Genomic DNA, 13872 nt, shown 5'->3' on the forward strand with positions numbered 1-13872 from the left:
GAGAATCCTTATCTGGCGCAGCTTCGAATACGTTGATCCCCATGTCGTTAATCATGCGGATGATGTCTTCCACCTGCTCTGGATCTGAAATATCCTCAGGCAGGTGGTCGTTGACCTCCGCGTAAGTCAGGTAACCCTGCTCACGACCGAGAACGATCAACTCTTTGATACGAGACTGCTGTTGCGCTTTTCCGGACATAACACCCTATCCACTGAAGGTCTTGGCGGGCAAAAAACAAGCCGAGGATTATACCCGAGCTATGACCTCACACGCCAGCTGAGGTCGGGTTTGATGCTGAAACATTCTGTTTTAAGAGGTCGCGCATCTGTTTTGCTATCTGAATTTGCTCTTCAGCCGACAATCCCGGCTGCCTTGCTCTTTTGATGAGTTCGTCGAGGGTCTGCGTATGCTGACCCGCGGATAACCTAGTTATGGTGTCTAAAAACTGTTGTTCAAGGTTATCGCCGTCAATTAGCCACTCCTTTTCCGCGAGTGCTTTCAATAGCCGGCCTTGTTCGGTGCCATGCCAGCGCGCCATTAGCTGAATCGAGTTTAGCTTAGGATTTTTCTGGACTGCCTCGATCAAGGCGATCAGTACCTGAGCGTACGTGTTGCTGGCGTTGGCAAAATGGTCGGCACTCTCAACCTTGCCCGCCAGTTGCGGGTGGTGGATGAGCGTGCGCAGGGCAATGAGCGTTGGAGCTTCTACGGCGACAGGAGTTCGCGGGGCGTAAGCCTCATCGCGATCACCGCGCTTGCCATTCTTGCTCCAGGGTTTCTTGTCCCATTTCTTGCCGCCGGCACCCGGTTTCTTGGGCGTCCACTCCTGCTGGGGCGCGTAGGCGTCCTGCGGTTGGTGAAAGTCGGAGTAATCCGGCATGGCGTCGTAATCCATGCCGGGGTCGTAGGCGGGCGGCGCGTGTTGCGGCGCGCTGTGCACCAGTTGGCTGACCGCTTCGCCGCTCAAGCCGGTGATTTCCAGCAAGCGCTGACGCATCAGTGTGCGCAGGTTCGCGCCCGGGACCTTGTCGATCAGCGGCGCCGCGAGGGTGGCCATATGGGCCTTGCCTTCGAGTGAGCGCGGGTCGGCTTCTTCGGTCAGTTGCTGGAAAAAATAATCCGCCAGCGGCTGCGCATGTTGGTTGATGCGCGCACGGAACGCGTCGGTGCCTTCGGAGCGTACCAGGGTGTCGGGGTCTTCGCCTTCGGGCAAAAACAGGAAGCGTGCGCGACGCCCGTCCTGCAGGCTCGACAGCGTCGCTTCGAGCGCGCGCCAGGCAGCGTTGCGGCCCGCCTGGTCGCCGTCAAAACAGAACAGCACGCTGGGCACGACGCGAAACAGGCGCTTCAAATGCTCTTCGCTGGTGGCCGTGCCGAGGGTCGCCACCGCATTGCGCAAGCCTTGCTGGGCGAGTGCGATCACGTCCATATAGCCTTCAACCACGATGATTTCATCAAGGTTGCGATTGTTCTTGCGCGCTTCAAACAGGCCGTAGAGTTCCTGGCCCTTGTGAAACACCGCCGTTTCCGGGGAGTTCAGGTACTTGGGCTTGTCATCCCCCAGCACCCGGCCGCCGAACGCGATGATGCGGCCACGGCTGTCGCGGATCGGAAACATCACGCGGTCACGGAAGCGGTCGTAGCGTTTGCCGGATTCGGCATTTTCCACCAGCAGGCCGGCGTCGATCATGGCTTTTTGCTGGAGCGTGTCGCTGCTCAAATGCTTGTACAGGTTGTCCCAGCCCGGAGGGGCGAAGCCAAGACCGAAGTCGCGGGCGATTTCCCCGGTCAGGCCGCGGCCTTTCAAGTAGTCGACGGCTGCCTTGCGCTGCGGATGGCTTTTAAGCGCCTGACGATAGAAGTCAGCAGCGGCCGTCAACAGCGGGTACAGCGGCGAATCGGTGGGCTGCCGGGGTTTGTGCGGGCGGCCGCTTTCTTCGCGGGGGATTTCCATGCCGGCGGCTTTTGCCAGGTCCTCGATCGCCTGGGGGAAGTCCAGGTTGTCGTGGTCCATGAGAAAGCCGAGGGCGTTGCCGCCTGCGCCGCAGCCAAAGCAGTAGTAGAACTGCTTGTCGGGGCTGACGCTGAACGATGGGGTTTTTTCTTTGTGGAACGGGCAGCAGGCGGTGTAATTCTTGCCGGCTTTTTTCAATTGCACACGCGAGCTGACAACATCGACGATGTCGGTGCGGTTCAGAAGGTCGTCAATAAAGCTCTGGGGAATTAGCCCGGCCATGGCGTTCTCGTCATCACTGCGTGTAAATGAGGGCCCGTGAAGTGTTCAAGCGCGCGTACCGAGTGCTCGAGCATCTAGCGTCTGCATGGGTTGTCAGGAAGTGTATCTGCCGAACATTCACTGACGTTAATTTCAGGTCAGTTTTCGACGTGGAAATGTTGCCCCAGGCATCCGGTCTTGACCAGTAGTGGCCTCGGAAGCTCATCGGTGGGCGCAGTCGACCTGTTGATCGCCTGATAAAAAATAAGTGTGCTCGTCAGTAGCCTTGTTAGGCTCGTCAGAAGAGACGTGCACCGCTGGCAAAAGAGCCAGTCCTGACGTGTGAAGCAGTGTCTCGGTCGCATGGGCGGCGTCGACGATGAGGCATCAAACGATTTGCGCAAATGCCAATAGCCCGGCTGAGGGCCGGGCTTGGCAGAAGCTTGCTACGAACGTCTGTGTATTAGTACAGACGAACGGCGCGGCGCTGCTCGCGCTGAACTTTCTTGGCGTGACGCTTAACAGCGGCTGCTGCTTTACGCTTACGCTCAGAAGTTGGCTTCTCGTAAAATTCGCGGCTACGAACTTCAGCCAGTACACCGGCTTTTTCGCAGGAGCGCTTGAAACGACGCAGAGCTACGTCGAAGGGTTCGTTCTCTTTAACTTTGACGGCTGGCATCCAGAGCTACCTTCTTTCATTACCGGGATCAACGTTCTCGTCGCAAAAAATTCGCGGCTGAGGTCGTCGGTTTTTAAGGGTTGCGGATGTTAACCCCTCATTGCCCGGAATGCAAAGCCTCTGATCGAAAACCGCTAGTCGGGAGGGGGAGTGGCGACTATTATGCGCGCCTTCGTATTCAGCCTCTACAAGGCGCAAACCCATGCTAGTACTGGGACTTGAAACCTCCTGCGACGAAACCGGTGTCGCACTTTACGACAGTGAACGCGGGCTTTTGGCCGATGCACTGTTCAGTCAGATCGACCTTCACCGCGCCTACGGCGGCGTCGTGCCGGAGCTGGCCAGCCGTGATCACGTCAAACGCATGCTGCCGTTGATTCGTCAGGTGCTGGACGAGGCCGGTTGCGTGCCGACCGAGATCGACGCTATCGCCTACACCGCCGGCCCAGGGTTGGTCGGAGCCCTGCTGGTTGGGGCCTCTTGCGCCCAAGCGCTGGCATTTGCCTGGGGTATTCCAGCCCTCGGTGTGCACCACATGGAAGGCCATTTACTGGCGCCCATGCTGGAAAAAACACCGCCAGAGTTCCCGTTCGTCGCTTTGTTGGTTTCAGGCGGCCATACGCAGCTGGTTCAGGTCGATGGCATCGGCCAATACACCCTGTTGGGCGAGTCCCTGGACGACGCTGCCGGTGAAGCATTCGACAAGACCGCGAAGATGATGGGCCTGAATTATCCAGGCGGCCCGGAAATCGCCCGCCTCGCTGAAAAGGGCGTTGCCGGCCGCTACACTTTCCCGCGCCCGATGTGCGATCGCCCTGGCTTGATGTTCAGCTTCAGCGGCTTGAAAACCTCGGCGTTGAATACCTGGCAACACAGCGTCAGCGCCGGGGACGACAGTGATCAAGCCCGTTGCGACATCGCGCTGGCGTTCCAGCAGGCCGTGGTGGAGACTTTGACCATCAAGTGCAAACGCGCCCTGAAACAGGCCGGCATGAAGCGTCTGGTGATAGCAGGCGGCGTCAGCGCCAACAAGGCCCTGCGCACTTCGCTGGAAAAGATGCTCGGCGATATGAAGGGCGATGTGTTCTATGCGCGCCCTGAATTCTGTACCGACAACGGCGCGATGATCGCTTACGCCGGTTGCCAGCGCCTGCAGGCCGGGCAGCACGAAAGCCTGGCGATCAGCGTGCAGGCACGCTGGCCGATGGAGCAGCTTTCACCGTTGTGAGGGCTCAGGGTGAGTCGGGCGCATCCGGCGTATTTAAAAATGCCGTTCGCGCCCGGCAAACAGGTCGCGTAAATTGCCGCGGTGGCGCCAGACGATCAACAGCGTCAGCGCGCTCATCGGCAACAGCGCGGTCGGTTCCTGCCAGGCCAGTAATGGCAGGGTCAAGGGTGTGGCGATCAGCGCGGCCAATGAGCTGGTGCGGGTCAGGTAGAACGTCAGTAGCCAGGCAAGCACGGCCAGTAACGCTGCCGGCGGGTAGATCCCCAGCAACATGCCGGCTGCCGTGGCGACGCCTTTACCACCCCGAAATCGAAAGTACAGCGGAAACAGATGGCCGAGCACGGCGCACACGCCTACCCAGGCCTGTTGTTGCAGGGTAAGGCCGGCGAAGCTGGCGATCAGCACGGGCAACAGGCCCTTGCAGATGTCGCCCAGCAGCGTCAGTACGGCGAGTTTTTTGCCGGCCAGGCGCAACATATTAGTGGCGCCGGCATTGCCTGAGCCACTCATTCGCGGGTCGGGATTTCCCGTCAGGCGGCTGAGCAAAATGGCGAAGGACAGCGAGCCGAGCAGGTAGGCGAGAATCGCCAGTAACCAAAACATGCTAACTATTCCGGGCGAGGACGCCCTGATTCTAACGGCGCATCGCGCCCTTGTCGTGCTACGGAGAAGAGTGCTTGGACAGAGTGTTTATCGAAGGCCTGGAAGTCGACACCGTGATCGGGGCCTACGACTGGGAGCGCGGCATCAAGCAATGCCTGCGCCTGGACCTGAGCTTCGCCTGGGACAACCGCCCGGCTGCGGCCAGTGACGACCTGACCCTGGCGCTGGATTACGCCAGCGTGTCCATGCGTATCCAGGCGTTTGCCGAGCAGTCCCAGTACCAACTGGTGGAAACCTTTGCCGAGCGCCTGGCCGAAGTGCTGATGAGTGAATTCCAGATTCCCTGGTTGTACCTCAAGTTGACCAAGCCAGGTGCCGTGCCGGCCGCCAGGGGCGTGGGCGTGGAGATCGAGCGCGGATGTCGCTAACACAGGTTTACCTGGGCCTTGGCAGTAACATCGAGCGCGAGGCCCACTTACGTGCGGGCCTGGATGCGTTGGCGAGCTTTTTGACCGAAATGCGCTGCTCGGCGGTATTTGAAAGCCAGCCGGTTGGCATCAAGAGCGGGCCGTTCTTCAACCTGGTGGTGTCGGCCTGGACCGATTTGCCGTTAATGGAACTGGATCGCCGCCTGAAATTCATTGAAGCCGATAACGGCCGCTATGCGCCGGACCGTAAAGGGTTGCCACTGGATATCGACGTGCTGCTGTATGGCGAGCTGGTGGGTAACTTCGACGGTTTGATCCTGCCGCGAGCAGAAATCCTGAAAAACGCATTTGTGCTGTGGCCGCTGTCGTTAATGGCACCAGACCGTGTGCATCCTGAAGCGGGTAAAACCCTGGCTGAGTTGTGGCGCGACGCGCAGATCGATCAAGTGCTGGCGCCGGTCGGCTTTGAATGGCAGGGCCAGCAGCTGACACCGGACGCATTCCTCTAGGCGCCGAGACCTCCTGTGGCGAGCGGGGCAAGCCCGCTCGCCACAAAGGCTTGCCTGCTACTCGTTGTGCTGTTCCTTGTAGGTCTTCAGCGCCTTGAGCCGTTCACGCTTGAGCGCTTCGCCCAGCTCCGGGCCTTTGAAACCCTTCTCCAGCAATGGCGCCACCGCCACTTCGCGCGCCACCGTTGCCGCGCCACGCAAATAATTCGCCTGTGGATAACTTCGCTGTTCAAAACCCTTGCGGCCCCGGGCATCCATCTCGCACGCCACCACAAACTCCTCAAAGCGCTGAGGACGACGGTACACGTCAAAACTCTGCAACAACTCAAGCAATGTCGAGGCTTTCAGCTCGAGCGCACGATGGCCGTGGGTGTGATATTGGCCAACCAGCAGCGCCAACTCCTGGCAGTCCTTCGGCACTTTAAAACGCTCATTGACCGCCTTGATCAATTTGAGTCCCGTATGTTCATGGGCAATATGCTGCGGCCACTTGGCCACAGGCGTCAGCCCCTTGCCCAAGTCATGCAGCAAGCAGGCCCAGCGCACGGTCAGCGGTTGCTGGTGCAGGGCTGCCTGTTCCAGCACGCTCAGGGTATGCACGCCGGTGTCGATTTCCGGGTGATGGGTTTCGGGTTGTGGCACGCCGAACAGCGCGTCCACTTCCGACATCAAGGTTTTCAGAGCGTCGCAGTCGCGCAGTACCTGGATGAACACCTGGGGCTGATCTTCCATTAACGCTCGGGAGATTTCTTTCCAGCTGCGCTCTGGCGTCAAGGCTTCCAGTTCGCCGGATTCGCTCAATTGACGCATCAGCTCCAGCGTTTCTGGCGCGATGGTAAAACCCAGGTGAGCGTAACGCGCAGCGAACCGCGCAACGCGCAAAACGCGGAGCGGATCTTCGGCGAACGCCGGTGAAACGTGGCGCAGAATGCGCGCTTCAAGATCGCGCCTTCCCAGGTAAGGGTCGGTCAGATTGCCGTCATCGTCCTCCGCCATCGCATTGATAGTCAGGTCGCGGCGAATCAGGTCTTCTTCCAGCGTGACTTCAGGGCTGGCGTGAAACACAAAGCCGCCATAACCCCGGCCAGTCTTGCGTTCAGTACGGGCGAGGGCGTATTCGTCGCCGTTTTTCGGGTCCAGGAACACCGGGAAGTCAGCACCGACCGGCTTGTAGCCCTTGGCGAGCATTTCTTCAGCACTGGCACCGACGACGACGCGATCAATGTCGGTCACCTTGATGCCCAGCAAGCGGTCACGCACCGCACCGCCGACTTTGTAGATTTTCATGAAAAAGCCTCCATTAGCGGCACAGGATACCGCCTGTGCAGGGCCGATGGAGGCTTTGCTGTATCAGAGATGTACGACGGCCAGGTCCAGGCGGCCGTAGTCGTTGTCATTGTGATCGGTGCGTGGCGGCACGTGATGGGTCTTCATGACCTGATCGCCCTGCAGCGTTTCCAGGTGGATGTCGAAGCCCCACAGCCGATGCAGGTGCTTGAGGACCTCGTCGGTGGATTCGCCCAAGGGTTTGCGGTCGTGCTGCTGGTGACGCAGGGTCAGCGAGCGGTCGCCGCGCACATCGATGCTGTAGATCTGCACGTTAGGCTCGCGGTTGCCCAGGTTGTACTGCGCCGCCAGGGTCTCGCGGATGGTGCGGTAACCCGGTTCGTCGTGGATCGCCGGCACCAACAAATCGTCCTTGAGGTCGTCATCCATGATGCTGAACAGCTTCAGGTCGCGAATCACTTGGGGCGACAGGTACTGCAGGATGAAGCTCTCGTCCTTGAAGCTGCTCATGGCGAATTTGATGGTCGACAGCCAGTCGCTGCCTGCGATTTCCGGGAACCAGTGACGGTCCTCGTCTGTTGGGTGTTCGCACATGCGCCGGATGTCGCGGTACATGGCAAAGCCCAGTGCGTAGGGGTTGATGCCGCTGTAGTAGGGGCTGTCAAAGCCGGGCTGGTACACCACGCTGGTGTGAGACGTGAGGAACTCCATCATGAAACCGTCAGTGACCAGGCCCTCGTCGTACAGGTCGTTCATCAGGGTGTAGTGCCAGAACGTGGCCCAGCCTTCGTTCATCACCTGAGTCTGGCGCTGTGGATAAAAATACTGGGCGATCTTGCGCACGATGCGCACAATTTCGCGCTGCCACGGCTCCAGCAATGGCGCGTGCTTTTCCAGGAAATACAGAATGTTTTCCTGAGGTTCGACGGGGAAGCGCGCATTGTCCTTGTCGCTGTTCTTGCCGGCGCGTTTTGGAATGGTGCGCCACAGGTCGTTGATCTGCTTCTGCAGGTGCTCCTCGCGCTCCTTCTGGCGCAGGCGTTCTTCCTCGGCGGAAATCGGATAAGGGCGTTTGTAGCGATCGACGCCGTAGTTCATCAGGGCGTGGCAGGAGTCGAGCAAATCCTCCACCGCGTCGATGCCGTGGCGCTCCTCGCACTGCATGATGTACTGCTTGGCGAACACCAGGTAATCGATGATCGAACTGGCGTCGGTCCAGGTGCGGAACAGGTAATTGCCCTTGAAGAAGCTGTTGTGCCCGTAGCAGGCGTGCGCCACCACCAGTGCCTGCATGCAAATGGTGTTTTCTTCCATCAGGTAGGCGATGCACGGGTCGGAGTTGATGACGATTTCGTAGGCCAGGCCCATCTGGCCACGGGTGTAGGACTTCTCGGTACTGAGGAAGTGTTTGCCGTAGGACCAGTGGTGATAACCCAAGGGCATGCCGACTGAAGCGTAGGCATCCATCATTTGTTCGGCAGTGATCACTTCGATCTGGTTGGGGTAAGTGTCCAAGGCGTAACCCGCCGCAATGCGGCTGATTTCCCGGTCATAGGCCTGGATCAGTTCGAAAGTCCATTCGGACCCGGTGGAAAGCGGTTGGCGCTTATGCTCTTTTTTGGCGGTCATGACACTAACCTGCGCTGGAAGAGTTCACGGAAGACCGGGTAGATATCGCCGGCCGAGACCAGTTGCTGCTGGGCGAAAGTGTCGGCAAAGGCTTCGCCGATACGCTCGTATTCAAACCACAGGGCCTGGTGCTCACGAGGGGTAATTTCGACGTAGGTGTAGTACTGCACAAACGGCATGATCTGGTTGATCAGGATGTCGCGGCAGATTGGCGAGTCGTCATTCCAGTTGTCGCCGTCGGAGGCCTGGGCGGCGTAGATGTTCCACTCGCTGGCCGGGTAGCGCTCGGCCATGATCTCCTGCATCAGCTTCAGGGCGCTGGAGACGATGGTGCCGCCGGTTTCCCGCGAGTAGAAAAACTCTTCCTCGTCGACTTCCCGGGCGCTGGTGTGATGGCGGATGAACACCACGTCGATTTTGTCGTAGTTCCGCTTCAGGAACAGATACAGCAGGATGAAGAAGCGCTTGGCGATGTCCTTGGTGGCCTGGGTCATCGAGCCGGACACGTCCATCAGGCAGAACATCACGGCCTTGGAACTGGGGTTGGGCTGCTTGACCAACAAGTTGTATTTCAAGTCGAAGGTATCGAGGAACGGCACGCGGTGAATGCGCGCGCTGAGTTTCTCGATTTCAGCTTCGATTTCCTGGATATCGCCGAAGTTGTCCGGCTCTTCGCGTTTCAAACGCGCGAGTTCTTCCTTGGCATCTCTGAGTTTGGCGCGGCTGCTCCCTGACAGGGCGATACGCCGGGCGTGGGCTGAACGCAGGGTACGGATGATGTTGATACGCGAAGGGTTGCCCTCGTTACTGATCCCGGCGCGTACGGTCTTGAAGGTGTCGGTGCCGGTGAGGTTGCGTTTAACCAGGTTGGGCAGTTCCAGGTCTTCGAACATGAATTCGAGGAATTCTTCCTGAGTGATCTGGAACACGAATTCGTCCATGCCTTCGCCGGAATTCCCGGCCTTGCCCGGGCCTTTACCGCCGCCGCCGCCCTGGGGGCGCTGGATATGTTCGCCGGTGGTGAACTCCTTGTTGCCGGGGTGCACGACGGTTTGCTTGCCGCCCCGACCGTGGTGCAGCACCGGTTCGTCGATGTCCCGACCGGGAATGCTGATTTGTTCGCCATGCTCCATGTCGGTGATGGAGCGGCGGCTGACGGCCTCTTCGACGGCCTTTTTGATGTGGTCACGGTAACGCCGCAGGAAACGCTGGCGGTTTACCGTGCTCTTGTTCTTGCCATTGAGGCGTCGGTCTATCACATAGCTCATGGGGAGCCCTCCGGGCAGCTTCACGTTACAAGCTTCAAGCCGCGAGCTGGAAGCTTAGAGGCAAGCGGTGTGCTACCAGGCCAGCGGCCCGGCAGCACATGCCTGTCGCTGCCTTACTGTGATTTACGAACCCGCAGGTACCACTCGGACAGCAGCCGTACCTGTTTGTCGGTGTACCCGCGCTCGACCATTCGTGTGACGAAGTCGTTGTGTTTTTGCTGATCCTCCTTGCTGGCCTTGGCGTTGAAGCTGATGACCGGCAGCAGATCCTCGGTGTTGGAGAACATTTTCTTCTCGATGACCACCCGCAGCTTTTCGTAGCTGAGCCAAGTGGGGTTTTTGCCGTTGTTGTTGGCCCTGGCGCGCAGCACGAAGTTGACTATTTCGTTGCGGAAATCCTTCGGATTGCTGATGCCGGCCGGTTTTTCGATCTTTTCCAGCTCCTCGTTGAGAGCGACGCGGTTGAGGATCTCTCCGGTTTCCGGGTCGCGATATTCCTGGTCCTGAATCCAGAAGTCGGCATACAGCACGTAGCGGTCGAAGATGTTCTGGCCGTACTCGCTGTAGGACTCCAGGTACGCGGTCTGGATTTCCTTGCCGATAAACTCGATGTAGCGCGGCGCCAGGTATTCCTTGAGGAAACGCAGGTAGCGCTCGCGGGTTTCCGCCTGGAATTGTTCCTGTTCGATCTGCTGTTCCAGCACGTAAAGCAGGTGCACCGGGTTGGCGGCAATCTCGTGCGGGTCAAAGTTGAAGACTTTGGAGAGGATCTTGAACGCAAACCGCGTCGACAGGCCGTTCATGCCTTCGTCCACGCCCGCCGTGTCGCGGTATTCCTGGATCGACTTGGCCTTGGGGTCGGTGTCCTTAAGGTTTTCGCCGTCGTACACGCGCATCTTCGAGTAGATGTTCGAGTTCTCCGGCTCCTTGAGGCGCGACAGCACGGTGAACTGCGCGAGCATCTTCAGGGTGTCGGGTGCGCAATGCGCCTTGGCCAGGGAGCTGTTGAACAGCAGCTTGTCGTAAATTTTGATTTCATCACTGACCCGCAGGCAGTACGGCACCTTGACGATGTAAATCCGGTCGATGAAGGCTTCGTTGTTCTTGTTGTTGCGGAAGGTGTGCCATTCCGATTCGTTGGAGTGGGCCAGCAGGATCCCGGTGAACGGAATCGCGCCCAGGCCTTCGGTACTGTTGTAGTTGCCTTCCTGAGTGGCGGTGAGCAGTGGGTGCAGCACCTTGATCGGCGCCTTGAACATCTCCACGAATTCCATCAGGCCCTGGTTGGCCCGGCACAGTGCGCCCGAATAGCTGTAGGCGTCGGCGTCGTTTTGCGGGAATTCCTCGAGTTTGCGGATATCCACCTTGCCGACCAGCGCTGAAATATCCTGGTTGTTCTCATCCCCGGGCTCGGTCTTGGCCACGCCGATCTGGTTGAGTATCGACGGGTAAAGTTTCACCACCCGGAACTGGCTGATATCACCGCCGAACTCGGCGAGGCGCTTGGTGGCCCAGGGCGACATGATGGTGTTGAGGTAGCGCCGTGGGATGCCGAAGTCTTCTTCGAGAATCGCGCCATCTTCCGTGGCGTTGAACAGGCCCAAAGGCGATTCGAAAACCGGCGAGCCCTTGATAGCGTAGAAGGGCACCTTCTCGATCAGTTGTTTGAGCTTTTCAGCCAGGGACGACTTGCCGCCGCCGACCGGGCCGAGCAGGTAGAGGATCTGTTTCTTCTCTTCCAGGCCCTGGGCGGCGTGGCGGAAGTAGGAGACGATCTGATCAATGCATTCTTCCATGCCATGGAAGTCTTCAAAGGCCGGATAGCGGCGGATCACCTTGTTGGAGAATATTCGCGACAGCCGCGAAATATTGGCGGTTTCCACCAGCTGCGGCTCACCAATGGCCAGTAGCAGGCGTTCGGCGGCAGACGCGTAGGTGCTGCGGTCCTTTTTGCACAGGTCGAGATACTCTTGCAGCGTGAGCTCTTCTTGCTGTGTGGACTCGAAGCGGTTTTGGAAGTGGCTAAAGATACTCATGACGTCGTCACCTCGCTCGATACGTGGAGCCGACGCCGGATCAATCAGTCGATGCTGGCAGCCATGGGTGATTATCCCTGGCTGTTTTCCCCCCAAACATCCTCAAACGCTACCGATGACCCGTACGCCGGTGTACCGGCTCTCCCCTGATTCGGATGGCCTGCGCTTAAGGATAGTTCGGAATCGAGGAGGTAAAGGCGGTATACGAAATTAGTTGGCGGCGCCGTTCGTCAGAATCGGCGCGAGCCCAAGCGTCACGCGGGGTAGCGGCATGTGAAAAAAATTATTGCGGCTCGCCGCAAGCAATTTCCGCAGGATAGGTCGTACGCCACAGCTCAAAGCCACCGTCCAGGCTATAGACGTCGGAGAAGCCCTGGCTGATCAGATACGCCGCGGCGCTCTGGCTGGAATTGCCGTGGTAGCAGGCCACGATCACCGGCGCGTCGAGGTCTGCGGCGCGAATGAAGTCGGCGATGTTGACGTTGTCCAGGTGCTGCGCGCCGCTGATATGGGCGACTGCGTAGGTGGGCTGATCGCGGATATCCACCACCACGGCGCCTTGTTCGCGCAGGGCTTGGGCTTGTTCAGGAGGGATACGTTTGAATTCGCTCATGGGGGCTCCTATGGCTTGGCGGCAGCCGGCGGTGTGACAGAAAGGGGGGCTTCACACTGGCAGCTCAAGCGCTCGCCGGTGTCGATGTTCATCAGGGTCATGCTACCGCCCCACACGCATCCGGTGTCGAGGGCGAACACGCCAGGTTCTTCGCATTTGCCTTCCAGGGCGGCCCAGTGGCCGAAGATGATCTTCGTCTCACGGGTCTTGCGCTCCTTGTGGGCGAACCACGCCTTGTAGCCGGGCATCGCACTGTCGGCGCCTTCCTTGCTCTTGAGGTCCAGCTTGCCTTCGGCGGTGCAAAAGCGCATGCGCGTGAAGTAATTGGTGATCACGCGCAAACGGGTCACGCCAGTAAGGTCGTTGTCCCACTTGGCCGGCTCGTTGCCGTACATGCCATCCAGGTAGACGGTGTACAGGTTATCGTCGGCCAGTGCGCTCTCGACTTCGGCAGCGCACTTGAGGGCTTTCTTGATAGTCCACTGAGGCGGGATGCCGGCGTGAACCATGGCCAGGTTGCGGCCTTCGTCGTAATGCATGAGTTTTTGCCGGCGCAACCAGTCGAGCAGTTGGGAGCGGTCCGGCGCCTCAAGGATTTCACGCAGGGTGTCGCCCTTTTTCAGGCGCTCAATGTTATTGCCGGCCGCCAGCAAGTGCAGGTCATGGTTGCCCAGTACACACACCAGGGAATCGCGCAGGCTATATAAGTAGCGCAGGGTTTCGAGTGACGCGGGGCCACGGTTGACCAGATCGCCGACCAGCCACAGGCGATCCGCTGCCGGGTTGAAGGCTACGCGTTCCAACAGACACTTGAGGGGTTCCAGGCAGCCTTGCAGGTCGCCGACCGCGTACGTCGCCATCAGTGCAGGGCTCCGGGCACCGCAAGGCGGAAGGGCGCAATGATGGCGTCGAACAGTTTTCCGTCGGTGGCCTTCATTTGATACGAGCCTTGCATGGTGCCGACCCTGGAGGTCATGACCGTGCCGCTGCTATAGGTGTGGCTGGCGCCGACGTCGATCAACGGTTGCTGTCCCACCACGCCTGCGCCGCGTACTTCCTCGACCTGACCGTCACCGTCGGTAATTACCCAGTGGCGCGACAGCAGCTTGGCCGGCACCAGCCCGTTGTTCTTCACCGTGACGGTGTAGGCAAAGGCGAAACGGTTATGTTCAGGTTGCGATTGGTCCGCGAGGAAGCGGGTGACGACGCTGACGTCGATCTGATAGCGAGGATCGGACATGCAAGAGGCCTTAAAAGCAAAAGCGGAGGACAGCAGATGCGGATCAGTCTAGGCCATCAGGAGGGCACTAGGCCAGACATGCTGTCTGTGGGAGCTGGCTTGCCTGCGATTGCATCAACGCATTCTTGCTGATGCT

The 13872-nt window shown here is 59.1% G+C and carries 14 protein-coding genes; 3 read left to right on the top strand and 11 right to left on the bottom strand.

Going from position 1 to position 13872, the window contains the following annotated elements; translation table 11 throughout:
• The 3 genes from ACP7A2_RS16760 to rpsU all read right to left on the bottom strand — a co-directional run.
• On the bottom strand, positions 1 to 199 hold a 199-nt coding region (locus tag ACP7A2_RS16760; RefSeq protein WP_426135111.1), incomplete at its 3' end, for an RNA polymerase sigma factor region1.1 domain-containing protein.
• Positions 200 to 266: 67 nt separating this feature from the next.
• Entirely contained in the window at positions 267 to 2237 is a 1971-nt protein-coding gene (gene dnaG, locus ACP7A2_RS16765; protein ID WP_375066599.1) for a DNA primase, read from the bottom strand.
• Positions 2238 to 2679: 442 nt separating this feature from the next.
• On the bottom strand, positions 2680 to 2895 hold the full coding sequence (gene rpsU / locus ACP7A2_RS16770) for a 30S ribosomal protein S21 (protein WP_002551877.1): 216 nt from the start codon (positions 2893 to 2895) through the stop codon (positions 2680 to 2682).
• Positions 2896 to 3097: 202 nt separating this feature from the next.
• On the opposite strand from rpsU, the gene tsaD reads away from it, so the two are divergent.
• Positions 3098 to 4123: a tRNA (adenosine(37)-N6)-threonylcarbamoyltransferase complex transferase subunit TsaD gene (tsaD, locus tag ACP7A2_RS16775; protein ID WP_348056547.1), complete on the top strand. Its 1026-nt coding sequence runs from the start codon at positions 3098 to 3100 to the stop codon at positions 4121 to 4123.
• Positions 4124 to 4156: 33 nt separating this feature from the next.
• On the opposite strand, the gene plsY is transcribed toward tsaD, so the two are convergent.
• Entirely contained in the window at positions 4157 to 4726 is a 570-nt protein-coding gene (plsY, locus tag ACP7A2_RS16780; RefSeq protein WP_375066601.1) for a glycerol-3-phosphate 1-O-acyltransferase PlsY, read from the bottom strand.
• A 74-nt stretch (positions 4727 to 4800) separates the two neighbouring features.
• On the opposite strand from plsY, the gene folB reads away from it, so the two are divergent.
• Both folB and folK read left to right on the top strand, forming a co-directional pair.
• Complete coding sequence (gene folB, locus ACP7A2_RS16785; protein ID WP_426135112.1) at positions 4801 to 5154, top strand: dihydroneopterin aldolase; 354 nt, start codon at positions 4801 to 4803, stop codon at positions 5152 to 5154.
• Positions 5145 to 5663: a 2-amino-4-hydroxy-6-hydroxymethyldihydropteridine diphosphokinase gene (folK, locus tag ACP7A2_RS16790; protein WP_426135113.1), complete on the top strand. Its 519-nt coding sequence runs from the start codon at positions 5145 to 5147 to the stop codon at positions 5661 to 5663. The genes folB and folK overlap by 10 nt, the downstream gene beginning before the upstream one ends.
• A 57-nt stretch (positions 5664 to 5720) precedes the next feature.
• Here folK and ACP7A2_RS16795 read toward each other — a convergent pair whose 3' ends face one another.
• From ACP7A2_RS16795 to apaG, 7 genes are all read right to left on the bottom strand, one after another.
• On the bottom strand, positions 5721 to 6950 hold the full coding sequence (locus ACP7A2_RS16795; protein WP_426135115.1) for a multifunctional CCA addition/repair protein: 1230 nt from the start codon (positions 6948 to 6950) through the stop codon (positions 5721 to 5723).
• 63 nt (positions 6951 to 7013) lie between these two features.
• Entirely contained in the window at positions 7014 to 8579 is a 1566-nt protein-coding gene (locus tag ACP7A2_RS16800; RefSeq protein ID WP_348056537.1) for a SpoVR family protein, read from the bottom strand.
• On the bottom strand, positions 8576 to 9847 hold the full coding sequence (locus tag ACP7A2_RS16805) for a YeaH/YhbH family protein (protein WP_426135116.1): 1272 nt from the start codon (positions 9845 to 9847) through the stop codon (positions 8576 to 8578). Before ACP7A2_RS16805 ends, ACP7A2_RS16800 begins: the two co-directional genes overlap by 4 nt.
• A 113-nt stretch (positions 9848 to 9960) precedes the next feature.
• Positions 9961 to 11883: a PrkA family serine protein kinase gene (locus ACP7A2_RS16810; RefSeq protein WP_348056533.1), complete on the bottom strand. Its 1923-nt coding sequence runs from the start codon at positions 11881 to 11883 to the stop codon at positions 9961 to 9963.
• Between the two features lie 283 nt (positions 11884 to 12166).
• Positions 12167 to 12496, bottom strand: coding sequence for a thiosulfate sulfurtransferase GlpE (gene glpE, locus ACP7A2_RS16815; RefSeq protein WP_426135117.1), 330 nt, complete (start codon positions 12494 to 12496; stop codon positions 12167 to 12169).
• A gap of 8 nt (positions 12497 to 12504) precedes the next feature.
• Positions 12505 to 13356 (bottom strand): symmetrical bis(5'-nucleosyl)-tetraphosphatase, encoded by an 852-nt coding sequence (locus ACP7A2_RS16820; protein WP_426135118.1) that lies wholly within the window; start codon positions 13354 to 13356, stop codon positions 12505 to 12507.
• Entirely contained in the window at positions 13356 to 13736 is a 381-nt protein-coding gene (gene apaG / locus ACP7A2_RS16825) for a Co2+/Mg2+ efflux protein ApaG (protein WP_426135119.1), read from the bottom strand. The genes ACP7A2_RS16820 and apaG overlap by 1 nt, the downstream gene beginning before the upstream one ends.
• Between the last annotated feature and the right edge of the window lie 136 nt (positions 13737 to 13872).

It is taken from the genome of Pseudomonas sp. PWP3-1b2 (assembly GCF_049896045.1).
GTDB lineage: Bacteria > Pseudomonadota > Gammaproteobacteria > Pseudomonadales > Pseudomonadaceae > Aquipseudomonas > Aquipseudomonas antarctica_B.

Coding starts and splice junctions, on each gene's coding strand:
- dnaG (WP_375066599.1), bottom strand. CDS start 2,237: ATGGCCGGGCTAATTCCCCAGAGCTTTATTGACGACCTTCTGAACCGC.
- glpE (WP_426135117.1), bottom strand. CDS start 12,496: ATGAGCGAATTCAAACGTATCCCTCCTGAACAAGCCCAAGCCCTGCGC.
- tsaD (WP_348056547.1), top strand. CDS start 3,098: ATGCTAGTACTGGGACTTGAAACCTCCTGCGACGAAACCGGTGTCGCA.
- ACP7A2_RS16820 (WP_426135118.1), bottom strand. CDS start 13,356: ATGGCGACGTACGCGGTCGGCGACCTGCAAGGCTGCCTGGAACCCCTC.
- ACP7A2_RS16810 (WP_348056533.1), bottom strand. CDS start 11,883: ATGAGTATCTTTAGCCACTTCCAAAACCGCTTCGAGTCCACACAGCAA.
- rpsU (WP_002551877.1), bottom strand. CDS start 2,895: ATGCCAGCCGTCAAAGTTAAAGAGAACGAACCCTTCGACGTAGCTCTG.
- folK (WP_426135113.1), top strand. CDS start 5,145: ATGTCGCTAACACAGGTTTACCTGGGCCTTGGCAGTAACATCGAGCGC.
- apaG (WP_426135119.1), bottom strand. CDS start 13,736: ATGTCCGATCCTCGCTATCAGATCGACGTCAGCGTCGTCACCCGCTTC.
- ACP7A2_RS16800 (WP_348056537.1), bottom strand. CDS start 8,579: ATGACCGCCAAAAAAGAGCATAAGCGCCAACCGCTTTCCACCGGGTCC.
- ACP7A2_RS16795 (WP_426135115.1), bottom strand. CDS start 6,950: ATGAAAATCTACAAAGTCGGCGGTGCGGTGCGTGACCGCTTGCTGGGC.
- ACP7A2_RS16805 (WP_426135116.1), bottom strand. CDS start 9,847: ATGAGCTATGTGATAGACCGACGCCTCAATGGCAAGAACAAGAGCACG.
- plsY (WP_375066601.1), bottom strand. CDS start 4,726: ATGTTTTGGTTACTGGCGATTCTCGCCTACCTGCTCGGCTCGCTGTCC.